The sequence below is a fragment of the Vibrio sp. 2132-1 genome (genome assembly GCF_033344315.1).
The window spans coordinates 292,865-315,971 of the sequence record NZ_JAWPON010000004.1; the positions used below are offsets into that span (position 1 = coordinate 292,865).

Genomic DNA, 23,107 nt, shown 5'->3' on the forward strand with positions numbered 1-23,107 from the left:
CCGCTTAATTAATCGAGATTTCATTTTATGGCTTCTTCTTGTCCTTGCGGCTCTAACCGCACCTACCAACAGTGTTGTGAAATTGCCCACAATAACCACGCTGACGTCACCACTCCGGAGCAGCTAATGCGCTCTCGTTACAGCGCGCATGTGTTAGGTCTAGTGGATTACGTGGTGAACACATACCACCCAAGCTGTAATGCAGAAGAGCAACGTGAAGGCATTGCCCAATCTATCGACAGCGATTGGTGCAAGCTTGAGGTAGTGAAAGCTGAAGCGGGTTGTAACGAGAATGAAGGTTTTGTTGAATTCAACGCTTACTTTGACGAAGACGGCAAACGCTACTGCATGACAGAGCGTTCTCGCTTTGTAAAAGAAAATGGGCTTTGGTACTACATTGACGGCACGTTTCCAGAAGAAGAGCTAGAAGAAGAACCAGAACAAGATCCTCGCCTAAACCAACCAGTGAGTAGCCTAAAAGTAGGTCGTAACGACCCGTGTATCTGTGGAAGTGGTAAGAAATTTAAGAAGTGTTGTGGGTAAGATCATCCACTCCTAGCTTATTGAGCTCGATTTAATTGGATTCTTGACTTCGCCTAGGTTCGTTGGAGTGACGTGAATATATGTACCTATTTGAAGTAAATAACTCTACTGCAAGTACCATTAGAAAATATACCGTCATTCTGAACAGCGAGGGACGAGCGTGATTCAGAATCTAATCGCCACCAGCACTATTGCCGGTTTTTGCCCCGAATCAAGAACACTAAAGTAAAAAGCCCCTAGGCTCGAGAGCATAGGGGCTTTCACTTATCGCAAGCTTACTTATGACGCTCTTTCAGTTTATTCACTACGTCATTCATCGATAAGCCTTGGTCTTGAAGCAATACCATTAAGTGATAAATCAAATCTGCAGATTCACACACTAACTCCGCCTTATCGCCCGACGTCGCCGCAAGCGCGACTTCAACGCCTTCTTCGCCCACTTTTTGCGAAATACGCTTGGTGCCACGGGCATAAAGACTGGCAGTATAAGAGGAATCTGGGTCGGCACTCTTGCGGGCAGCCAATAGCTGCTCAAGTTGATGAAGCCACACCATTTGTGACTCCTCTTGAGGGTCCACATCCCAGCAAGTTGTGTTACCCAAGTGACACGTAGGACCAATGGGATTCACTTTCACCAGTAGCGTATCGTTGTCGCAATCGAGCTGCATGTTCACTAGTTGCAATACGTTGCCGGAGGTCTCACCTTTCGTCCAAAGACGCTGCTTGGTACGAGAGAAAAACGTCACTTGACCTGTTTCGCCCGTTTTTGCCAACGCATCTTGGTTCATGTAACCCATCATCAGCACTTGGCTTGATTGGAAATCTTGTACGATGGCAGGTACCAGACCATCCACCTTTTCCCAGTTGATTCGCTCAGCTAGCGAACTTACTTCGGCGGCTTTCACACTCATAGTCGTACCTCAATGCCTTGTTGTTTCAAATACTGCTTTAGTTCACCAATATTGATGACTTGTTTGTGGAATACCGATGCGGCAAGCGCGCCATCCACATTTGCTTTTTGGTAGGCTTCTGCGAAATGCTCCATAGCACCTGCCCCACCCGATGCAATCAATGGCACGTTACACACTTCACGCACCATGTTAAGTTGTTCAATATCGTAGCCGTTACGTACGCCGTCTTGGTTCATCATGTTCAGTACGATTTCACCAGCGCCACGCTTTTGTACTTCTTGCACCCAATCACGTGTTTCCCATTGAGTTGCTTTGGTGCGTTCTTCATCGCCAGTAAACTGGTAAACCTGATACTTGCCTGTCTCTTTGTCGTAGTATGAATCGATACCAACGACGATACATTGCACACCAAACTTATCAGCAAGGTCAGTAATCAGTTGCGGGTTAGCCAATGCAGGTGAGTTAATAGACACTTTGTCTGCACCAAACTCAAGAATGCGCGCTGCATCTTCCGCTGATTTAATACCACCAGCGACACAGAAGGGAATATCAATCACTTCAGCAACGCGAGCGACCCAACTTTTGTCAACGACACGCCCATCACTTGAAGCGGTAATATCGTAGAACACAAGCTCGTCAGCGCCTTCTTCCGCATAACGCTGTGCCAGAGGAACGATGTCGCCAATGATTTCGTGGTTGCGGAACTGAACGCCCTTTACCACTTGTCCATCACGGACATCAAGACATGGAATTATTCGCTTTGCCAGCATGCAAATGCCTCCTCTGCTGTGAACTTACCATCTAACAGCGCGCGACCAACAATCACGCCAGCCACACCGCTGCCTTTTAGTGCTTCGATATCCGCTAATGAGCCGATGCCGCCTGAAGATTGGAACTGCACTTGTGGGTACTGTTTACATAGGTCGACATAAAGCTCTACGTTTGAGCCTTCTAGCGTACCGTCACGAGAAATGTCTGTACAAAGCACACGCTGCAAACCTACCGTCAGGTAATCGTTGATCAGAGCTTCGATAGTCACGCCTGAATCCTCTTGCCAACCAGAGATCGCTACTTTACGTGTGCCGTCTTGGTCGATGTTGATGTCTAGCGCGAGAACGATTTTCTCCGAGCCGTATTTTTCCATCCAACCTTTCACAAGCTCTGGCTGTTTTACTGCTGTAGAGCCAACCACAACGCGCTGAGCACCCGCTTCTAGCAGATCAATCACGTCTTGCTCGGTACGCACTCCGCCACCGATTTGGATGTTCGCTGGCGTGCTTGCTAGTAGCGTTGCAATCAAATCAAGTTGGCGTGCTGTCGTGTCTTTCGCGCCAGTTAAATCCACCAAGTGCAGCCAGTTAGCACCCGCTTGGTGATACAAGTTGAATTGCTCTGCTGGGTCGACTTTGTACTCGGTTACTTGGCCGTAATCACCTTGATAAAGGCGAACCACCTGTCCTTCAATTAAATCAAGAGCTGGAATAATCACACTAAATCCCTTTTATAATTCTAAGAAGTTTTGAATAAGCTTCGCGCCCGCTTTTGAAGAACGCTCAGGGTGGAATTGCACGCCGTAGTAGTTACCGCTTTGTACTGCTGCTGTGAACGGGTTGCCGTACTCGCATTCCGCAATCGTGTAATCCCCAACTGGCATCGCAAAGCTGTGCACGAAGTAGAAATACTCTCCTTCTTCAATACCTTTGAAAAGTGGATTACCTGCTTTTGCAGAGACCGTGTTCCAACCCATGTGCGGCAGCGGCAAATCGCCAGTTTGTAGTAGCTTCACTTCGCCATCACAAAGCCCAAGACACTCAACCAACTCGTCGGCTTTCTGCCCTTTCTCTTGAGACACTTTGCCCAACAGTTGCATGCCTAAACAGATACCTAACAGCGGCTTTTCTACTTGTTTTACCAAGCTGATCAGATCGCGCTCTTCTAGGTTTTTCATCGCTTCGCTGGCGGTTCCCACCCCCGGTAGGAATAGCTTATCTGCCGACAATACGACTTGCGGATCTTTTGAAATCGTTACGTCATAGCCTAGGCGTTCAATGGCAAACTTCACCGAAGAAACGTTGGCACAGCCAGTATCGATAATGACAACTTTCTGTTCTGTCACTGTTTTTCTCCTTGCTAACGTTAGCCTTAAAGCACGCCTTTACTACTTGGTAGCTCAGTGCCTTCTACTTTGATTGCTTGGCGTAACGTACGACCAAACGCTTTAAATAGACTTTCAATGATGTGGTGATCATTGTTGCCCGCAGAAGAAAGGTGCAACGTACACGCTAATGTGTCAGTCAGAGAGCGGAAGAAGTGAACCACCATCTCTGTTGAAAGATCACCCACTTGCTCACGACTAAACTGCGCGTCGAACTTAAGGTAAGGACGACCTGATAGGTCTAGTGCGCATTGCGCCAAACACTCATCCATTGGCAAGCTAAAGCCAAAGCGACCAATACCACGCTTGTCACCCAGTGCTTCTTTCAACGCTTGACCCAACGCAAGAGCGGTATCTTCTACTGTGTGGTGATCATCAATGTGCAGGTCACCTTCCACTTTGCACACCATTTGGAATCCACCGTGCGTCGCAATTTGATCCAGCATGTGGTCAAAAAAGCCAAGACCTGTAGAAATATCGTTACCGCCTTGCTCGTCAAGATTAACGAATACTTTAATGTCTGTTTCTTTTGTGGTGCGAACCACTTCAGCAACGCGAGCCTTCACCGTGAGATCTTTTAGGATCTGTTTCCAACCCATGGTTTCTGGGTTGTATTGAATGCCACGAATTGCCATGTTTTCTGCAAGTTGAAGATCGGTTTGACGATCGCCAATCACAACAGAGTTTTGAAAATCCACTTTGCCACCTTGAAGGTACTCTTTTACCAAGCCCAATTTAGGCTTACGGCAAGAGCAGTTATCTTCATCGAAGTGAGGACAAATCAGCACATCATCAAACTTCACACCTTGAGATTCAAAGATCTCCATCATCATGTTGTGTGGTGCATCAAAATCAGCTTGTGGGTAGCTGTCGGTACCCAAACCATCTTGGTTCGTGACCATCACTAGACGGTATCCTGCATCCTGCAACGACAGCAGGCTTGGGATAACAAATGGTTCTAGTTTTAGCTTATCTAAACGGTCTACTTGAAAATCAATCGGCGGCTCAACAATTAAGGTGCCATCACGGTCGATAAAAAGGATTTTTTGTTGTTTGCTCACTCGAACTTCCTTATTGCTATTCTTTTGGCGCTCCCGCTATTTAGCGAGAGCGATAAATTCTGTCTCTATTTATGCGTAGTAGTTTCTGATAAATCCAAGCGTTTTTTCGCACTCGTCACGGTTACCCACACTGATACGCACACAGTTTTCAATTGGCGAGTTACGCAAAATAATGCCCGTATCCCAAGCCGCTTTGAAAAGGTCATCGCCATCTGGGAATTTCACCAATAGGTAGTTCCCCCACCCTTCAAACACTTCCAAGCCCGGAATCATTGAAAGGCCAACTTGCAAGTAAGCACGGTTTGCATTCAAATCGAGAACTTGAAACTTCGCTCGCGCTAAACCAGCTTCCGAAAGCGCCTGAGTCGCAATTTCTGCCACTGGAACTGGGACTGGGTAAGGTGCGATAACTTTAAGAAGTACATTAATCAGCTCTTCGTTCGCAAGCGTAAATCCACAACGTAGACCTGCAAGCGCAAAAGCTTTCGACAGAGTACGCAGAATTGCAAGGTTCGGGTATTGCGCCAGTAGGTCTACCGTTGACGCTTCTGGACAAAAATCGATGTACGCTTCATCCATCACCACGATTGCACGGTCTTTTGTCATCTCAAGCAGAGACACAATGTCCTCACGCTTAACCAAGTTACCTGTTGGGTTGTTTGGCGAACATACAAAAACCAGTTTCACGTTATCCAGATTAGCTTCGATGCCTGCAAGGTCTAGTTGCCAATCTGACGTTAGCGGCACGGTTTTGCACTCTACACCGATGCTTTCTGCACTGATGGCGTACATACCGTAAGTCGGTGGGCAGTAAAGAATCGCATCTTCACCCGGCTCACAGAATGCACGAATCAGTAGTTCAATACCTTCATCCGCACCACGAGATGTTAATGTTTGCTCTGGTTTCACACCCGCATAGGCTGCGTAAGCAGAAATCAGTTCTTTAGGCTGACATTCGCTGTAACGATTAAGACGAGCAAAGTCTGTTTTGTATTCATTGTTAAATGGTGATTCGTTGGCATTTAGCCATACGTCACCCGTACCACCGATTCGGCGAGCCGACATATAAGGGGTAAGCTGTTGGACTTGTTTACGCGCTAGCTTTTCCATCTCATTACTCTCTTATTCTTACTTACTTGCTAATTTTTCTACGCGGATAGTAACAGCACGTTTGTGAGCGTCCAGACCTTCTGCTTCAGCCATCGTGACTACCGTTGGTGCAAGGTTCTTTAAACCATCAGCAGAAAGCTCCTGAACCGTCATTCGTTTAGAGAAATCCGCCAAACCTAAGCTTGAATAAGTACGTGTGTAACCGTAAGTAGGAAGGACGTGGTTAGTCCCCGATGCGTAATCTCCCGCAGATTCAGGAGACCAATCCCCAAGGAAGATAGAACCTGCGTTATCTAATAGAGGTAGAAGCTCACGAGGGTTCTTAGTCTGAACAATCAAGTGCTCAGGACCGTAGTAATTGGAAATAGAAACTGACTGCGTCATCGACTCGGAAATAATGATCAAGCTTGATGCCAGAGCCTTTTCTGCGATGTCTGCACGAGATAGCTCCTTAAGCTGACGTTGAACCGCATCCGTCACTTGATCAGCAATCACAGGAGAAGGAGTCACCAATACCACTTGAGAATCAGGACCGTGTTCCGCTTGGCTCAAAAGATCCGCAGCGATAAAGTCTGCATCTGCGGTTTCATCTGCAATCACTAGCACTTCTGATGGCCCTGCTGGCATATCAATCGCAGCACCGCGGAAATCATTGCTAACCTGTCGTTTTGCTTCGGTCACGTAAGCGTTGCCCGGACCAAAGATCTTATCTACTTTCGATACAGTCTCGGTGCCATAAGCCATTGCAGCAACTGCTTGGCCACCACCGACGTTGTACACTTCATCAATGCCACACAGCTTCGCGACATAAAGGATCTCATCAGCGATTGGCGGTGGAGAACAAAGAACGACTTTACGACAACCTGCAATTTTTGCAGGAACGCCGAGCATCAAAACAGTCGATGGCAAAGGCGCACTGCCACCAGGAATGTACAAACCCACTTTTTGAATTGGACGTGTTACTTGTTCACAAAGAACACCTGGCTGCGTTTCCACCTTGAGCGGTTGCGGCTTTTGCGCTTTGTGGAACTTAGAAATATTGGCGTAAGCTTGCTCTAGTGCGCTCTTCATTGACTCTGACAAACGCTCTGACGCTGCCTTAATTTCCTGAGAAGAAACACGAATGGATTCAGGCTTAACACGGTCAAACTTTTCTGTCAGCTCAATAAGAGCAGAGTCACCTTCTTCTCGAACTTTAGCAATAACTTCGGCCACAGCAGTGGTGATATTGGCACCTTCTGCAATAGCAGGGCGCTCCAAAATAGAGTCTTGCTGATTCTCACTTAATGATTGCCAAACGACTGTTCTCATGATGCTTACTCCATCATTTTTTCAATTGGTAGAACGAGAATTGAACTTGCGCCCAACTCTTTCAGCTGTTCCATTGTTTCCCAGAATAGGTTTTCAGAACTCACTAAGTGAACAGCCATTTTCTGCTTATCTGCAGAAAGAGGAAGAACAGTTGGGTCTTCAGCACCTGGCAGTAGTGCTTTAATTTGATCTAACTTCTCTGCTGGGGCGTGAAGCATAATGTACTTAGATTCTTTCGCTTGCTGCACGCCTTGCATGCGAGTTAACAGCTTTTCGATTAGCGCCACTTTGTCTGCGTCGAACTCACCTGTGCGTTGAATCAATGTCGCTTTTGATTTAAAGATAATTTCAGCTTCTTTAAGGCCGTTCGCTTCCAGTGTTGCACCTGTAGAAACCAAATCAGCGATAGCATCAGCGAGACCCGCGCGAGGGGCAACTTCTACAGAGCCTGTCAGCATACATGTAGAGAATGGAACGCCGGCTTCATCCATGTACGCTTTTAGAAGTTGAGGATACGTTGTAGCAATACGCTTGCCAGCTAAGTCTTGTGGACCGTTGTACTCTTCGTCCTTGTCGATTGCGATAGATAAACGACAGCCACCAAAATCAAGTCGACGAAGCTGAACAAACTCGCAGGGTTCACCTAATGCTTTGCGGTCAAGGCGAACTTCTTCTAGTTCATTTTCGCCAATAAAGCCAAGGTCAACCACGCCATCCATAATTAAACCTGGGATGTCGTCGTCACGAACCAAGAGTAAATCAATTGGCATATTTTCAGAATGGACAACTAAACGCTCGCCCATTACGTTGAACTTTACGCCGCACTGTTTTAGTAGAGCTTGACTCTCTTTGCTAAGACGACCTTTTTTCTGAATTGCGATTCTTAAACGTTGTGTTTGCATTGCTTTGTCCCTATGCAAGATTTTGATATCTAAGTATTTTTCAAACTAATAAAACTAAAAAACCCTCGGGAGATTGAAGTCTCCCGAGGGTTTAAAATCTGCTTTTACTTTGATTTTACCTCCGGGAGTTTCCTGCCTCCCGGGTATGCGTACATCGCCCGAAAGACTAGATTGGGTGATGATGGTGATGAATGTTCATTACAAAATTACGCATACTTATTTCAAGGCTCTTCTCATTTGCTTTGTTACCAACCACACTAACCAAGCTGATTACTTTTTTCAACCCTTAATTTTAAAAAAATTCGAATTGTATAATACAAATAAAAAAGGAGGCCGAAGCCTCCTACAATTTCACCTTTTAAATCAGTGAATTACGCACTCTGGCAAGATGCCATTTTTGACTTTGAAAGCCATGACAAAATCGCGCAAACGATAACGAATGTAATCGACGCTGCGATGAAAGAGAACGCAATTGAAGCTGTCATACCAAGAGCAATAAAGCCCACGCATGAAACAAGCGCGACTGATAATGCATAAGGTAACTGTGTTGATACGTGATCGATATGGTTACAACGTGCACCCGTCGATGACAAGATCGTCGTATCTGAGATTGGCGAACAGTGGTCACCGAATACAGCACCAGCAAGAACCGCACTTAGCATCGGTAGCATTAGCGCTACATCTGTTGCGCCAGCCATATCACCCGCGATTGGTAGCATGATGCCGAACGTACCCCATGAAGTACCTGTTGAGAACGCCATCAGGCCAGACAACAAGAATAGGATAACTGGGAGCCAATGAGGGTTGATATTGCCCTGCGCCATTGTCGAAAGGTAAGTACCAGTCTTCATATCACCGATAACAGAACCAATGGTCCAGGCAAATACTAAGATTAGAATCGCACCAAACATAGACTTAGCACCAATCCAAAGTGTACGTGCGATCTCAGCCATTGGTAGACCTTGCTTCACAACAGTAAACAGTGCAACTGCTAAGCCAAGCAAGCTACCGTAGATTAGTGATGTACCTACATCTGTATTTTCAAAAGCACCAAGAAGCGCAAACTCCTTACCATCAGCAGCCAATGCTTGGCCACCCGTGTAAAGCATTGAAGCGATAGTCGCGATAATCAGCGTCACGATAGGAAGTATCAAATCTGACACTTTACCCTTTTCACTTTCACGGATATCTAGCTCTTCGTTTAGGTCATGCGCTTCTTGCGAGTCATTTTCTTTGTCTTTATCAAAGCCACGACCTTGCGATGCAGAGATCTCATGCTCACGCATTTTACCAATATCAAGACCAAACCACGCAACAGCGAACACCATTAGCAGCGCAAAAACGGCGTAGAAGTTCATTGGAATAAGACGAACATATGCGCCAAGAGCAGAATACTCTGTGACCCCATGTGAGACTAAGATCCCGCCAATAATAGTAATAATGTAAGCACCCCAGCTAGAAGCAGGCATAATTACACACATTGGAGCAGCGGTTGAGTCTAGAATGTACGCAAGCTTAGCGCGAGACACATAAAAGCGATCGGTTACTGGGCGAGAGATCGCACCAACAGCAAGGCTATTAAAGTAATCATCGACAAAAATGAATACGCCTAAAAAGGCGGCAAGAAGTTTGGAGCCGCGTTTACTCTTCACTCGAGATTGTGCCCATTCAGCAAAAGCACGAGTACCGCCAGATAGCGTTAATAAAGCTGTTGTCATACCTAATAAGATTAGGAAGCCAACAATGCTCATGTTCCAAGTGTTAATTCCGCCATCTTCAATAAAGACAGAAGAAACTTGAGAACTGACGTAACCTGCGGTGTCGCTGATAGACCAGCTATTAAGTAGCACCGCACCTAGCACGATACCTACACCCAAGGAAACTAATACACGTCGAGTCAAAATCGCCAAAGTCAAAGCGACAATAGGTGGCAATAATGAAACAGGAGAACTAGAAAAATCTATTAAATTCATGATCTTCAAAAACCAAAGTTTGGCTAGAGATCTACTGCAGACAAGTCACGTAGCATACGATACGTGCTCATGTTGAACTTAGCGACAGGGAAGCGAACACTCCACCCAACCCTACAGTAGCGCTCCATAGTTTAATGTGAATATATACTATGGCAGTGTTGTTCCTTTCAGATACAACCCCAGCAAGTAACTTTGATGAGTTACTTACTTCGGCAATCTTCGCCTTCCACTATTATTCATTGGCATCACCCCAATAATAGCTACTCTTCGAGACCGCGCCTCTACGGCAACAACAAACAATTAACCACTAACTGTACAAATTAACAACAAATTGTCTGCAATATTGCATCAGGTGGCAGCCATTGTACTTATGATGAGAGTCAATGCAACACATCAAACTAAATTAAACAAATAAATAATGACTGAGATAATTTATAAACCTTGCCTACTTCCATAAGTTTTGTGCAACTGAAATCACATCAATCATGTTATTTATGAAACATTATTACTACCTTAGAAATATCATGGTTTATCTTATATCAATAAATTAAGGATATATGACACAGCATTAAAGATGGATGCTTCATATTTTTAAGTAATAACTCAAATTTTTTTATAAAAAACCAAGCTATCACTCTCTCTATACAATAATGATTGTTGATTTTAGTTCTCATCTAATAATGATTTATTTCGAGTGTAATAATATTAATTGCTTTAAAAAATAGTCAAATTTAAACAAAATCTTGATTTAGCATTTGCACATAAGGAAAAGATAAAGTTAAATATAAGGACTCTTTGTTTATTTATAGATTGGCATTATTTAATCGTAACGATAAAAAGTGCCCAACACATTAACCTTTTAATAGGAATCGTTATGTCAGAGCTGACTAAAACCCTTCTAAATATCCGTAGCCTTCGTGCATTTTCTCGTGAGCTGACTCTAGAACAATTGGAAGAAGCTCTAGATAAACTCACTACTGTCGTAGATGAGCGTCGTGAAGCAGAAGAAGCAGAACGCGCAGCACAAGCAGAGCAAGAAGCTAAGCTTGCAGAGATTGCTGAGAAAATCGCTCAAGACGGTATTGACGTAGAAGCACTTATTACTGCGCTATCTGGCGAAACTAAGACGAAAGGCAAAGCGAAGCGCGCACCTCGCCCTGCTAAATACAAATACACAGATTCAAACGGTAATGAGAAAACTTGGACTGGCCAAGGTCGTACACCTTCGGCGATTCAAGAGCAACTTGATGCAGGTAAATCTCTGGATGAGTTCCTAATCTAGATCCGTGCTATTTTTAAAAGGCTCCCATAGGGAGCCTTTTTTATTTAAACCATTACAAATAAAAAAGGCACATTTCTTAATGTGCCTTTTACTTTAGTTACAGAATAGTTAATTAAACCGCTTCGTATTAACGTTCCCAGTATGCTTCTTCTAGGCTATCTTCTCGCTCAGGAAGTCCGCGCGACAATCGTGGTGAATGTTGCACGAGAACTTCGTAGCTAGCACGGTTTGCGTATTTGCAGACTTGAGAAAAAGAAGAGTAAGTTAAATACTCGTTACTGTGCTTGCTTGAATTAGGCACATTTTCTTTATGGTATTTATTTGCTGCCATATCATGAAGAACAGCAGATAACGCAGCATCACCTGCGCCATTTGTATTCTTAATTTTTTCTGGGCCACCCATATATGGCGAGATATGCGAGTACACTTTTATTGGCGTCTCGCATGAGTCTTTTTTCGCCGGACGACTGAATTCATAACGATTAAATTCAGCAATTGACCCTGGAAGTAATGGCAAAGAAGTTTCGCGCTTCGCGCTATCCTCCGTATACCCAGCCATAAATAGACCTACAGGACCCGCCGTGCACAATACTAGATCAGCCCACTCCAATGTTTTATCAGACGCAGCAAGTGGATCAGATTCCCCCGTCAGTGCTTCTGCTTCATCTTCATTCATCGCAACGACTGAAACGTTATCTCGAATGAATTCTTGCCAATATTTAGGGTCATCTTGAATAACAAACTTTGTGCCTAAAGTCAGAACAACAGGCACATCATTCTTTTTCGCGTACTCAATTGCTTTCATTGTTGCTTCCGGCATTGGGTCGCCGTCTTTGCAACGTACTAGATATGACGTCAGTACAAGTGCTGATGCATTTTTAAAGATTTTCTCTGGAATGCTATCAGGATGGAGTTGGTTCATTTGCCCTTCGCTGATAGCAAAAGTACGTTCACCGTCTTCTGTGATAAGAGCAAAACAACGGCCAATTGCACCATCTACACCTTGTAGGTAGTTCAAGTCCATGCGGCTTGATGTATTACAAAGATAACGGTAACCGTAGCTGCCAATCTTAATATCCTGGCTCATCACTCCAAGTAGTGTGGAGCGGTCATCCGCTAGCACGGAGTAGTTATGTAGCGTGTTACCAATTGTACCGCCCGCATACTCATTGGTAATCAAGTTCTCTTCTTTCAGTTGCTGGTATAACTCTTCTGCTCTTTCGTCATCGATAACCAGAGAGTGACCTTTACTCAGACCGTACTTTTCAATCACATCCGTTGTAACTTTTGCTTCAATATCAACCAAGGTTTGGTCAATACCAATGATGTGAGTGCGCGTCATCTTCTTGCTTTCTTGTGCTTGGCTCACCAGCGGGTCACGAGCATGAACAGGAAAATAGTGCTTCGATTTGCGTTGTCCAGGAAATTTCATATTGTCAGTCTGAGTAAGGGGATGAAAAGGAGAGCGGATTCTATACCGCTAATAATAAAGCAGCAATAAAAGCGATTATAGCAAACGTTTGCTGACTACTTTTTTCTTTTAGGTGGCTTATTCACCTTCCATAAAGCTGAGATCTGGTAGTTGCTCAAGGTTCTCGCTATAACGCTTTAGGTTGAACTCACCCTCATTCTTCATTACATCAAAAATCTCAATTGACATCGCACATGCCATCATCGCAACCGCATCTTCACGTGGTGTGCCAGTCATCATTAAACGCATAAGGGTTTCTTTTACTTTAAGCGGGTTACCATCTTCGAGCTGATTTTCAACAATTTCAATCAACTCACTTTCTTGCATAAATTGGTTTTCTTCTGTCATTTGATGTTTCCTCTTGGATTTTGGCCAACTATGCCATATATACCTCTTCTATACTTGCGAAATTACTCGTTCGAATCTTTGTTGAAGAAAAATCCAGCGAAACGAATTGTGATTTCGATCTCGGATCTGTCACCGGTCTGTGGATTCTGATAGAATCTGCATCCCGTTTATTTAAGTGGTGTTTAGTAATGTCTGATAACAGCCAAAAGAAAGTCATCGTCGGTATGTCCGGCGGCGTTGATTCATCTGTTTCCGCGTATCTTCTAAAGCAGCAAGGCTACCAAGTAGAAGGCCTTTTCATGAAGAACTGGGAAGAAGATGACAACGAAGAATATTGTACAGCGGCAGAAGATCTTGCTGACGCTCAGGCAGTATGTGACAAGCTAGGCATCCACCTACACACTATCAACTTTGCTGCCGAATACTGGGATAACGTATTTGAGTACTTCCTTGCTGAATACAAAGCGGGCCGTACTCCGAACCCTGACATTCTTTGTAACAAAGAAATCAAGTTCAAAGCATTCCTAGAATTCGCTGATGAAGTACTTGATGCTGATTACATTGCAATGGGCCACTATGTGCGTCGCTCTTTCCCAGAAAACGGTGAAAAAACACAAATGTTACGTGGTCTAGATGGCAACAAAGATCAAAGCTACTTCCTGTACACATTAAGCAACGAGCAAATCGCACGTAGCCTATTCCCTGTTGGTGACCTAGAGAAGCCAGAAGTACGCCGCATCGCGGAAGAGCAAGATCTAATCACGGCGAAGAAGAAAGACTCTACGGGTATTTGTTTCATCGGCGAACGCAAGTTTACTGAATTCCTAGGTCGCTACCTTCCAGCTCAACCAGGCAACATCGAAACACCTGAAGGCGAAGTGATTGGTCAACATCAAGGCCTGATGTACCACACGCTTGGTCAGCGTAAAGGTCTACACATCGGTGGCCGTAAAGGCGGCGGTGGTAACGAGGACCCATGGTTCGTTGGTGAGAAAGATCTAGAACGTAACGTTTTGATTGCCGTTCAAGGTAAAGACCATCCAATGTTAAAATCAGAAGGTCTACTTGCATCACAACTTCACTGGGTAGATCGTGAGCCAATTCGCGATGTTATGAAGTGCACAGTGAAAACTCGTTACCGTCAGGAAGATATTCCTTGTACAATCATCCCTATCGATGATGAAAACATTAAAGTTATCTTTGACGAGCCACAAATTGCTGTAACTCCAGGTCAATCAGCAGTGTTCTACAAAGGTGACGTGTGCCTAGGTGGCGGCATCATCGAGCAACGCATTAAATATTCTCAAGCTTAGGAGTCGTTACGTGGCGAATACACTTTATGACCGTACTATCGCTTTCGCTGGGATTTGCCAAGCTGTTGCTTTAGTTCAACAGGTAGCGAGAAACGGACATTGTGATCAAGATGCTTTTGAAACATCAATCAACGCTATTTTGAGCACGAACCCTGCTAACACAGTTGGCGTATTCGGTCGCGAAGCCGATCTAAAGCTCGGCCTAGAATGCTTGGTTAAAGGGATTGATAGCACACCATCAGGCAGTGAAATTACTCGTTACATTATTAGTTTAATGGCGTTAGAACGTAAGTTAAGCTCTCGTAACGATGCTATGTCTCAGCTTGGCGATCGTATTCAAATGGCCAAGCGTCAGTCAGAGCACTTTGAGCTACTAGACGATCAAATGATCAGCAATTTAGCGAGCATCTATCTGGATGTCGTTAGCCCTATTGGCCCACGCATTCAAGTAACGGGCACGCCATCTGTACTGCAGCAGACGGCAAGCCAACACAAAGTTCGTGCGCTGTTGTTATCTGGCATTCGTAGTGCAGTTCTTTGGCGTCAAGTTGGTGGTAAGCGTCGCCACCTAATCTTCGGGCGCAAGAAGATGGTAGAGCAAGCACAAATCCTTCTTGCTCGTCTGTAGTAAAATATCAAATAAGCAGCTCGCGTTTATCGCGAGCTCATTTTTTTCGACTAAAACAAATCTCGCGCAAACGTTTGCGCAATATTCGTGACAATTGCCACAGTTATTGGTATAAAGCTCACGAAATTTAGAAACCCAATTCAGGAGAACATCATGGAACTGTCAGCATTGACTGCTGTTTCACCAGTAGACGGCCGTTACGGAAGCAAGACAATTGCGTTACGCGAAATTTTCAGTGAATACGGTCTACTAAAGTACCGTACTATCGTTGAAATCCGCTGGCTACAAAAGCTTGCTGCTACTGCTGAAATTGCAGAAGTGCCAGCGTTTAGCGCAGAAGCAAACCAATTCCTAGACGACCTTGCTGCAAACTTCTCTGAAGAAGATGCACGCCGTATCAAAGAGATCGAGCGTACAACTAACCACGACGTAAAAGCGGTTGAGTACTTCCTAAAAGAGAAAGTAGCAGACGTTCCTGAACTGCACGCAGTAAACGAGTTCTTCCACTTCGCATGTACTTCTGAAGACATCAACAACACATCACACGCTCTAATGCTTAAAGAAGCGCGTGAGAACGTGATTCTTCCAGAAATCCGTAACCTAATCGACGCTATCAAAGCACTAGCAGTGGAATACCGCGACATTCCTCTTCTATCTCGTACACACGGTCAGCCTGCTTCTCCATCTACTATGGGTAAAGAAATGGCAAACGTGGCGTACCGTATGGAGCGTCAATTCAAGCAAATCGAAAACGTTGAGATCCTAGCGAAAATCAACGGTGCAGTAGGTAACTACAACGCACACCTTTCTGCTTACCCAGAGCTAGATTGGCACAAGTTCTCTGAAGAGTTCATCACAGAGTCTCTAGGCGTAACTTGGAACCCTTACACAACTCAAATCGAACCGCACGATTACATCGCTGAGCTGTTCGACGCTATCGCTCGTTTCAACACTATCCTGATTGACTTCGACCGCGACGTTTGGGGTTACATTGCACTAGGCCACTTCAAGCAAAAAACTATTGCTGGTGAGATCGGTTCTTCAACAATGCCTCACAAAGTTAACCCAATCGACTTTGAAAACTCAGAAGGTAACCTAGGTCTTGCGAACGCTGTATTCGGCCACCTAGCACAGAAACTGCCTATCTCTCGTTGGCAACGTGACCTAACTGACTCAACGGTTCTACGTAACCTTGGTGTTGGTGTTGGCTACGCTATCATCGCTTACACTTCTACGCTTAAAGGCATCAGCAAGCTAGAAGTAAACCGTGAAGCGCTTCTTGCTGAACTAGACAAGAACTGGGAAGTACTAGCTGAGCCAGTACAAACAGTTATGCGTCGTTACGGCATCGAGAAGCCATACGAGAAGCTGAAAGAGCTAACTCGTGGTAAGCGTGTAGACGGCGAAGCAATGCGTAACTTCATCGACGGTCTTGAGCTTCCTGAGCACGAGAAAGCACGTCTGAAAGAGATGACGCCAGCGAACTATATCGGTCAAGCAATCGAGCTGACAGATAAGCTGTAATCCTCGTGTAACGACCAGATACCTAAAAGGTTGACGCGAAAGCGTCAACCTTTTTTAGTTAGGAGAGTTAGGTCGGGAGAAAATAATTTTAGTTATATGGAATGGATTATTAATTGAAGATCAGCCCCATTTGTTATGGCTGCTTTTGGAAGAACAAGGTTATTGTTCCTACTTCCACACCAAACTTTTTTATTTTCGTTAGATTGAAAACGTGTCTGTCATCCTGACGATAAAGCCAATCATCAAAAGCAACCGTCACTGATGAATCCTCCATTTGTAGCTCAAAGTCATATTGCCACTGTAACGCATTGCCCTGCTCTTCCCCTGTTGCTACACCTATAATATCGTCTGCCTTACCTTCATAACGACCGTCTTCTAATCTAGTGATAACCCAAATTCGCTGGTCCACCTCTCCGTCATCAAACACGAAGTCTTCCACCAGCGTCAGCGTATCACCCGCTACAGTACCCACTATATCGACTTCAAAGCGACGCGTTTGCTGTCCGGTATAATCTTGCACCATCCCCCACGCCTTTATGTCGCCTTCGAAATAACCGAATACGTCAAAAGTCGGTGTAGAAGAGCGGTAATTATCAATGTCTGCGGAACATGCCGAAAGAAAAACAGCTGCCACTAAAGTCGCTGATTTAAAAATTCGTTTAAACACTATCTAACCTGCCCTATCAATTGTTTTCGGAGTTTCGGAAATTCTGTGTTGGGTGATAACCATATAGCCAAAAATGCATCGTTCATTCGTTCGTCTTCAATGATACCAACGTTCTTTACTTGCACGTCCCCAACCTGCTTATAAAAAAGCTGACCAGATTTTCCATCTGTTAGATAAGTAAGCTCGTCACCTTTTTGAATATCAGGAAACATACGATCGAGCTCGCTAATCCAATCTTTTCGATATGAGTCAGTAAAACCCAATTTCGCCCACTGCTCATCCGTCACATCAAGCAGCTGTTGCTTACTGATGTCTCTCTTGTAATTAATTTCCAATGCAAGGGGATGTGGCGATACGTCATCGCTTACGATGAACTTTCCATCAGGCGCTTTTAATCTTGAGTGATAAATATCGAAGATGAACCAAGTAAGTTGGGCTTCTCCAACAGTTTTCCACCCCTTCCAATTCGCAATGTTGCTAGCAGCTTCGCTGTTTCCAACAGGTTGAGCTTGCAGAGCAAAAGAGCCAGTTACTATTACCAACGCAAGCAGCCTAGTCAGTCTCTGAGTTAAGTCTCTCTTCAAGCTTTTCATTTCCGTACACCTTGAGTATCAAGAGCATCATGACGCACCATTCGACAAACAACATTGCCAGTGTAGCGCCAGTGCTAAATCCAAATTCAACGGCTTGGAGCTTATAGCCAGCAAAGTAGCTCGCTGTTCCTCCGAGTCCGCCTACTATTGATACGTAGGTTTTTGGGAAACGGTACAAAATTGACTTGAGTTGATAGGCATACCAGGCGAACAGAATCCAAAGGCACAAAAGCCAAAGGGGTAACCATTGAGTGGCAAACATGAAAATTGAAAATTGCTGATTTAATGTATCAAGCACGAGACCAATCGTGGCGATAACACCAATACTGTTGAGCGAAGATGCGTCAGTTTTCAAACAATATAGTAGGGTTGCCAAAGTAAGGAATAACGTCACCCATTGCCATTGATAGGTTCCAAGCACCGCTGCAAACCAGCAGAGTTGGAACCATGTCGAAGCAAGAAACACCTTCATAACGAACTACGGGCGTTGAAACGTCATGTGAACGGCACTGATCGTGCGAGCCAAAAAGCCACCTTCACAGTAGCTCAAATAGTAGCGCCACATACGCACAAAGCGGTCGTCGTAGCCAAACGAGCGCACTTCATTCTCTGCTCGATTAAAACGTAAGTGCCATTCGTTCAGCGTCTTGGCGTAGTCCAAACCAATATCGAACAAGTCTCGCGTCACTAAGTCACTGTACTTTGTTGTTGCTTGGGTTAGTGAGGTTACCGACGGTAAAAAACCACCCGGGAAAATGTACTTTTGGATAAAGTCGACGTTGTTACTGTAGTAATCGTAACGCTGATCGGCAATCGTAATCGCTTGAATCGCCATCAAGCCACCAGACTTCAATAAAGACTCACAGACCTTAATGTACGAAGGCAGGAATTGTTTGCCCACAGCTTCAATCATTTCAATAGAAACGAGCTTGTCATAAGTGCCGGTTAAGTTACGGTAATCTTCTTTGAGTAGTGTGATTTTATCTTCTAAGCCACGCTCTTTGATTTTTTGCTCCGCGTACGCGTGTTGCTCTTCAGATATCGTTGTTGTGGTGACCTGACAGCCGTATTGTTCGGCCATGTAAATCGCCATAGCGCCCCACCCAGTGCCAATTTCAACAACATGATCAGTGGGCTTCAGCTCAAGTTGCTGACATAGACGATCCATTTTGTTGATTTGAGCCTGCTCTAGAGAGTCGTCCGCATGATTGTAAAGCGCCGACGAGTACAGCATATTGGTGTCAAGGAACGCTTCGTATAGGTTGTTACCCAAGTCGTAATGCGCATGGATATTTTTACGTGAGTTCTCTTCAGAGTTTCTGTTTGACCAATGACTGAACTTGTACAGTATTTTAGTCAACCAACTGCCTTGCTCTTCGAGTTTATCTAGAGCACGCATGTTAAGGGCCATCAGTTTCATTAATGAGGTTAAATCGGGGCTATCCCACCACCCATCCATATAAGCCTCACCAGCAGCAATACTGCCGCCCTGCAAGATCCGTGAATAAAAGCCTGGATGTTTTACCTCTATAGTAGCGACAACAGGTTGACCACTGTACTCCCCATTTGGCGCACTAAGACGCTCGCTTCGCTCTGTCGTTTCCGTCTTAAAACTTTCAATAACTGTTAAGCAGCCGATTTCCATTTTTTGCAGACATTGAAAAATAACTCCGCGAGCCGCTTTTTGCGTTGTCGTCAATTTACGCGGCAATGTCATAGAACTAGTATTTAACATGCAGAATTCTCCTTGTGCTTTTTATTTTTTTTGTCTGTTTTTTCAATATCGGCTTCTATTTCTTCATGCGTTGAATATTTAGGATGAGAATAAAAAGGTGCGCCTTTCACCCAAAGTTTTAATGCGTGCCAATAAATACCAACCATTACTTTTACCGTTTGTATTGGTGTAACGATCAAACACCTCAATAAGGTTTTGCTTGAAAGTGGCTTAGCTTTCATAACCATGGTGGCATCAAAGTGTTTCTCTCCTTTGTGACATTCAAGATGAATATTCAACTTGTCTGTCAAAGGCTTAATTCTCCAGCGGTAGAGTTGGTCAATCGGGTTGAATGGTGAAACATGGAATGCTTTATCTTGTTCCCAACCAAACTTTTCTTCTTCTTTATCTGCTGACACCACGTAGTAATGTCGTTCATTCCAAGGAGTGTTACTCACCTCTGCGAGGAGATACTTCCATTCTCCTTCCGTGTTATAAACGTAGTAGAAATTAACGGGACTGAAATAAAGTCCTAGATAACGCAAGTGACAGACTGCGATTACCTTGCCGGTACAGCGAACACCTGTCAGTTCTTCAATTTTGCTGTGCACTGCCGCCTTGACGCTACCTTCACCAATGTAATCACTGCGCTTGAAGCGAGCCCAATGCCACCAACGCGAACCAAAACCCCATACTTTTTTCTCTAAAGCATCGAGCTCGTCTACATCGATGGCGGGCATAAATAAAGAGTAGTTCAACTCATGATTCACAGGCGTGAATCGACGGTGACGAACGTTGCCTATAAACAATCGGCTGTTCATTTGGCTATCCATATCACGCTGCGCCTTTTTCGAAAGGAACCACATTTTGTTCGCGGTACTTTTCTTCTAGTTCTTTCACAACATCAAGCGCGCTACGCACGCCATCTTCATGAAAACCGTTGTACCAATAAGCGCCGCAGAACCAGGTACTTTGTTTGCCCTGTATCTCATCTTTGCGCTGCTGCGCTGCAATAGACTCAGTGGTGAATACTGGATGATAATAAGTGAACGAACGCAAGACTTTATTTGAGTTAATTTGCTCAGTACTGTTCAACGTTACACAAAACGTATGTTCTGATTGAATATGCTGAAGAATGTTCATGTTATAAGTGAGCGAAGGGAGGCGTTGCTGTTCCTCTTCACTGCCTTCCAATAGGTAGTTCCATGATGCCCATGCTGCCTTACGTTTTGGTAATACGGCAGAGTCGGTATGAAGAACAACTTCATTTGCTTGGTATGTCATATCCCCCAAGATTTCCTGCTCAATTGGGCTGATATCCTCTAGCATTCTCATTGCTTGATCACTGTGACAAGCAAAGATAACGTCATCAAACCAATGCGTTTCTCCGCGAACTTGAACGCCAACCCCTTTTTCGTTGCGAACCACTTTTTCGACAGGACTATTAAGACGAATATTCTCGGCAAAGCCTTTGGTCAATGGTGGAATGTATGAACGTGAACCACCTTTAATCACATACCATTGCGGTCGGTTAGTCACATCTAGCAGACCGTGGTTGAGGAAGAAACGTAAGAAGAACATAAGAGGGAATGCGCGCATGTCAGCTAAAGTCGACGACCAAATCGCAGCACCCATCGGTAAAATGTAGTTATCGGTAAAGAAAGCACTGAATTTGTGTTCGTCAAGGAACTCACCTAACGTCTGAGAGTGCGAGGATTGCTCGCTAGCGAAGCGCTTGGCAAGTTTATTGAAACGAAGTATCTCGAAGATAAATCGATAAAATTTGGGGTTTGCCCAGTTGCGTTTTTGAGCAAACAATGTCGACACTGTGTGGCCGTTGTACTCTAGTCCGTTCCCATCGTTTCTGACACTGAAGCTCATTTGAGTAGGCAGACCTTCAACGCCAATCTCGCTCATCATTTTAATGAAATTAGGGTACGTACGGTCGTTATAGACGATGAACCCAGTATCTATCGCGTATTCTTTACCGTCAAGGCTCACATCAACGGTTGCAGTATGGCCACCGATGTAATCGTTCGCTTCAAACAGCGTTACATCATGTTCTTTATGCAAGTAATAACCACAAGTAAGGCCAGAGATTCCCGTTCCCACAATCGCTATCTTCTTTCTTCCTGCTGTTTTCATTTTTATTCCTTCTTATGATACGAGTTTAGCAGTTAGGCGAGCTTGCCAACTGTATGGAAGTAACGAGATAAAACGTAAAATACTGGTAAATCTCGCTGGGAAATAGATATAGGTCTTGTTGGCGGCTAACTGCTTCCTGATAGAGTCCGACGCTTGCTGAGTAGAAATGATCATTGGCATTTCGAAGTCGTTTTTGTCAGTCAACGGCGTTTCAACAAAACCAGGAAACACCGTTACCACATTGATCCCTTTCTTTTTCAAGTCGACGGCGAGCGTGCGTGCAAAATAACTGACTGCCGCTTTGGATGCGCCGTAAGCTTCAGCACGAGGCAGTGCCACTTCTGATGCGATAGAGCCAACAATAACAATGCGGTGCCCTCTCTCTAAATGCACTTGGCAGCCTTCAACGCAGTTGGCAACACCGACAACATTTACGTTCATCACACGCGCCATGAGTTTCGCGTCGACCACTCCCTCATCCATGTACTCACAATCGCCTGCGTTAAAAACCCATGTGTTTGGCGTAAAGGGCAAATTAGAGAGCGCCTGCTGAGTTTCCTCATAATTTGTCACATCAAACTGCAATGTATGAATTTTGGAGGAAACTGCCTCCAGTTCTGCAAGAACATCTTGATTCCGACCACAAGCAATCACATTCCATTCTGAGTTCGCGTAATCTAGGGCAAGCTGTCTTCCTATTCCGGAGGTGGCGCCTGTGATTAAGATGGTGTTGTTCATTGTCCTAACCTCTGCTTGATGGTTTTAACGACTGAACCAAGTAACGGTAAATGCTCATAGAGCATCTCTCCGAGATCAAAATAGTCTCGGTGATAAATGACCTGACCTTCGCTAAATTTGAGGTGCGAAACACCATTGACGAGAATAGGCGCACCCTTCTGAAGTTTGGGATGCTGAAGGTCCATTGTCCAAGTTAGGAAGCCTGTATCTCCGACTTGTTGATGCTCATGGATTACAAAATCACAACTGATGACGTTGGCATATAATGAGGTGAAATAATCCGAAAGTGCTGGCCATCCTTCTAAACGATGCGCTGCGTCCTCAAATACTACATCTTGGTGATATATATCCTTAAGCAGATGTAAGTTCGCTTTGTTGAGCTTTTGATAGATATTGCCAACAGACTGTATGTCCATTTTTTACTCCTACACGCCCATTAAGTTGTACAAAATTATTATATGTACAAGATAGTTCATTCCACCAAAGTTGTACAAAAATAATTTTGTATAACTTTATTTCTGTAAGTAGTACGTGATGAAGTTCGCACGCGATCAATCGGCGAAAAAAAAAGGCTTGGTCAAAACCAAGCCTTTTCAGCAGATTATGTGCCGTCCTAAATAAGGTTGACACTTTCTCCCCCCAAAATTGGAGAGTGTTATGAAATCAACAACTAAAAGAACTCAGCGCGATTACTCCCTCGCTTTTAAACTCACTGTAG

24 protein-coding genes, 1 riboswitch and 1 other annotated feature are annotated in these 23,107 nt (G+C 44.5%); of the genes, 5 read left to right on the forward strand and 19 right to left on the reverse strand.

The genetic code is table 11. The annotated features are described in order from the left end of the window. The first annotated feature begins 27 nt into the window (after positions 1 to 27). On the forward strand, positions 28 to 543 hold the full coding sequence (locus R8N47_RS06310; protein WP_005378159.1) for a YchJ family protein: 516 nt from the start codon (positions 28 to 30) through the stop codon (positions 541 to 543). A 275-nt stretch (positions 544 to 818) separates the two neighbouring features. Here R8N47_RS06310 and hisIE read toward each other — a convergent pair whose 3' ends face one another. The 9 genes from hisIE to tet(35) form a co-directional block, all read right to left on the reverse strand. Further along, positions 819 to 1,454: a bifunctional phosphoribosyl-AMP cyclohydrolase/phosphoribosyl-ATP diphosphatase HisIE gene (gene hisIE, locus R8N47_RS06315; RefSeq protein WP_005533681.1), complete on the reverse strand. Its 636-nt coding sequence runs from the start codon at positions 1,452 to 1,454 to the stop codon at positions 819 to 821. Beyond that, positions 1,451 to 2,224 carry an imidazole glycerol phosphate synthase subunit HisF gene (hisF, locus tag R8N47_RS06320; protein ID WP_004749837.1) on the reverse strand — a complete coding sequence of 258 codons (774 nt, stop codon included), beginning with the start codon at positions 2,222 to 2,224 and terminating at the stop codon, positions 1,451 to 1,453. Before hisF ends, hisIE begins: the two co-directional genes overlap by 4 nt. Further along, complete coding sequence (gene hisA, locus R8N47_RS06325; RefSeq protein WP_064353797.1) at positions 2,206 to 2,943, reverse strand: 1-(5-phosphoribosyl)-5-[(5-phosphoribosylamino)methylideneamino]imidazole-4-carboxamide isomerase; 738 nt, start codon at positions 2,941 to 2,943, stop codon at positions 2,206 to 2,208. Before hisA ends, hisF begins: the two co-directional genes overlap by 19 nt. Positions 2,944 to 2,955: 12 nt before the next feature. Beyond that, positions 2,956 to 3,570 carry an imidazole glycerol phosphate synthase subunit HisH gene (hisH, locus tag R8N47_RS06330; protein WP_005389830.1) on the reverse strand — a complete coding sequence of 205 codons (615 nt, stop codon included), beginning with the start codon at positions 3,568 to 3,570 and terminating at the stop codon, positions 2,956 to 2,958. A 26-nt stretch (positions 3,571 to 3,596) separates the two neighbouring features. Further along, the gene (gene hisB, locus R8N47_RS06335) at positions 3,597 to 4,670 is read right to left on the reverse strand and encodes a bifunctional histidinol-phosphatase/imidazoleglycerol-phosphate dehydratase HisB (protein ID WP_005389832.1); all 1,074 of its coding nucleotides are present in this window, start codon (positions 4,668 to 4,670) and stop codon (positions 3,597 to 3,599) included. Between the two features lie 69 nt (positions 4,671 to 4,739). Beyond that, positions 4,740 to 5,780 carry a histidinol-phosphate transaminase gene (gene hisC / locus R8N47_RS06340; protein ID WP_064353796.1) on the reverse strand — a complete coding sequence of 347 codons (1,041 nt, stop codon included), beginning with the start codon at positions 5,778 to 5,780 and terminating at the stop codon, positions 4,740 to 4,742. An 18-nt stretch (positions 5,781 to 5,798) separates the two neighbouring features. Further along, a complete protein-coding gene (hisD, locus tag R8N47_RS06345) occupies positions 5,799 to 7,091 on the reverse strand; it encodes a histidinol dehydrogenase (protein ID WP_054577956.1) in 1,293 nt (430 codons plus the stop codon). 5 nt (positions 7,092 to 7,096) lie between these two features. Further along, entirely contained in the window at positions 7,097 to 7,993 is an 897-nt protein-coding gene (gene hisG / locus R8N47_RS06350; RefSeq protein ID WP_005378180.1) for an ATP phosphoribosyltransferase, read from the reverse strand. 53 nt (positions 7,994 to 8,046) lie between these two features. Further along, positions 8,047 to 8,184: a sequence feature (His leader region), on the reverse strand. A 180-nt stretch (positions 8,185 to 8,364) separates the two neighbouring features. Continuing rightward, positions 8,365 to 9,966: a tetracycline efflux Na+/H+ antiporter family transporter Tet(35) gene (gene tet(35), locus R8N47_RS06355; protein ID WP_064353795.1), complete on the reverse strand. Its 1,602-nt coding sequence runs from the start codon at positions 9,964 to 9,966 to the stop codon at positions 8,365 to 8,367. Positions 9,967 to 10,075: 109 nt separating this feature from the next. Further along, positions 10,076 to 10,258, reverse strand: a riboswitch (Lysine riboswitch). Positions 10,259 to 10,840: 582 nt separating this feature from the next. On the opposite strand from tet(35), the gene R8N47_RS06360 reads away from it, so the two are divergent. After that, positions 10,841 to 11,248, forward strand: coding sequence for an H-NS family nucleoid-associated regulatory protein (locus tag R8N47_RS06360; protein WP_005378185.1), 408 nt, complete (start codon positions 10,841 to 10,843; stop codon positions 11,246 to 11,248). 127 nt (positions 11,249 to 11,375) lie between these two features. On the opposite strand, the gene R8N47_RS06365 is transcribed toward R8N47_RS06360, so the two are convergent. Together R8N47_RS06365 and R8N47_RS06370 are read right to left on the reverse strand one after the other, a co-directional pair. Next, entirely contained in the window at positions 11,376 to 12,680 is a 1,305-nt protein-coding gene (locus R8N47_RS06365) for an inosine/guanosine kinase (protein ID WP_005378187.1), read from the reverse strand. Positions 12,681 to 12,797: 117 nt separating this feature from the next. After that, the gene (locus R8N47_RS06370; RefSeq protein WP_054729125.1) at positions 12,798 to 13,067 is read right to left on the reverse strand and encodes a hypothetical protein; all 270 of its coding nucleotides are present in this window, start codon (positions 13,065 to 13,067) and stop codon (positions 12,798 to 12,800) included. A 188-nt stretch (positions 13,068 to 13,255) separates the two neighbouring features. Here R8N47_RS06370 and mnmA point away from each other — a divergent pair, with 188 nt between their 5' ends. The 3 genes from mnmA to purB all read left to right on the forward strand — a co-directional run bounded on the left by mnmA (position 13,256) and on the right by purB (position 16,532). Beyond that, positions 13,256 to 14,380 (forward strand): tRNA 2-thiouridine(34) synthase MnmA, encoded by a 1,125-nt coding sequence (gene mnmA / locus R8N47_RS06375; protein ID WP_054576398.1) that lies wholly within the window; start codon positions 13,256 to 13,258, stop codon positions 14,378 to 14,380. A 10-nt stretch (positions 14,381 to 14,390) separates the two neighbouring features. Continuing rightward, complete coding sequence (hflD, locus tag R8N47_RS06380; protein ID WP_005378194.1) at positions 14,391 to 15,008, forward strand: high frequency lysogenization protein HflD; 618 nt, start codon at positions 14,391 to 14,393, stop codon at positions 15,006 to 15,008. A gap of 153 nt (positions 15,009 to 15,161) precedes the next feature. Continuing rightward, positions 15,162 to 16,532, forward strand: coding sequence for an adenylosuccinate lyase (gene purB / locus R8N47_RS06385; RefSeq protein ID WP_005378198.1), 1,371 nt, complete (start codon positions 15,162 to 15,164; stop codon positions 16,530 to 16,532). A gap of 133 nt (positions 16,533 to 16,665) precedes the next feature. Here the strand turns inward: purB and R8N47_RS06390 are convergent, their stop codons facing one another. From R8N47_RS06390 to R8N47_RS06425, 8 genes are read right to left on the reverse strand one after another with little or no spacing between them, the layout of a single operon-like run. Next, positions 16,666 to 17,199, reverse strand: coding sequence for a DUF3833 domain-containing protein (locus tag R8N47_RS06390; RefSeq protein ID WP_017634388.1), 534 nt, complete (start codon positions 17,197 to 17,199; stop codon positions 16,666 to 16,668). Then, positions 17,199 to 17,792, reverse strand: a complete 594-nt coding sequence (locus R8N47_RS06395) for a chalcone isomerase family protein (RefSeq protein ID WP_017634389.1) — start codon at positions 17,790 to 17,792, stop codon at positions 17,199 to 17,201. The genes R8N47_RS06390 and R8N47_RS06395 overlap by 1 nt, the downstream gene beginning before the upstream one ends. Further along, complete coding sequence (locus R8N47_RS06400; protein ID WP_017821711.1) at positions 17,752 to 18,264, reverse strand: DUF2878 domain-containing protein; 513 nt, start codon at positions 18,262 to 18,264, stop codon at positions 17,752 to 17,754. Before R8N47_RS06400 ends, R8N47_RS06395 begins: the two co-directional genes overlap by 41 nt. Positions 18,265 to 18,270: 6 nt before the next feature. Continuing rightward, the gene (locus R8N47_RS06405) at positions 18,271 to 19,527 is read right to left on the reverse strand and encodes an SAM-dependent methyltransferase (RefSeq protein WP_064353794.1); all 1,257 of its coding nucleotides are present in this window, start codon (positions 19,525 to 19,527) and stop codon (positions 18,271 to 18,273) included. After that, complete coding sequence (locus R8N47_RS06410; protein ID WP_064353793.1) at positions 19,521 to 20,339, reverse strand: DUF1365 domain-containing protein; 819 nt, start codon at positions 20,337 to 20,339, stop codon at positions 19,521 to 19,523. The genes R8N47_RS06405 and R8N47_RS06410 overlap by 7 nt, the downstream gene beginning before the upstream one ends. 1 nt (position 20,340) lies before the next feature. Then, positions 20,341 to 21,651, reverse strand: coding sequence for an NAD(P)/FAD-dependent oxidoreductase (locus R8N47_RS06415; protein ID WP_017821708.1), 1,311 nt, complete (start codon positions 21,649 to 21,651; stop codon positions 20,341 to 20,343). 12 nt (positions 21,652 to 21,663) lie between these two features. Continuing rightward, entirely contained in the window at positions 21,664 to 22,389 is a 726-nt protein-coding gene (locus R8N47_RS06420; protein ID WP_005378209.1) for an SDR family oxidoreductase, read from the reverse strand. Continuing rightward, positions 22,386 to 22,805: a nuclear transport factor 2 family protein gene (locus R8N47_RS06425; protein WP_005378211.1), complete on the reverse strand. Its 420-nt coding sequence runs from the start codon at positions 22,803 to 22,805 to the stop codon at positions 22,386 to 22,388. Before R8N47_RS06425 ends, R8N47_RS06420 begins: the two co-directional genes overlap by 4 nt. Positions 22,806 to 23,107: the final 302 nt, after the last annotated feature.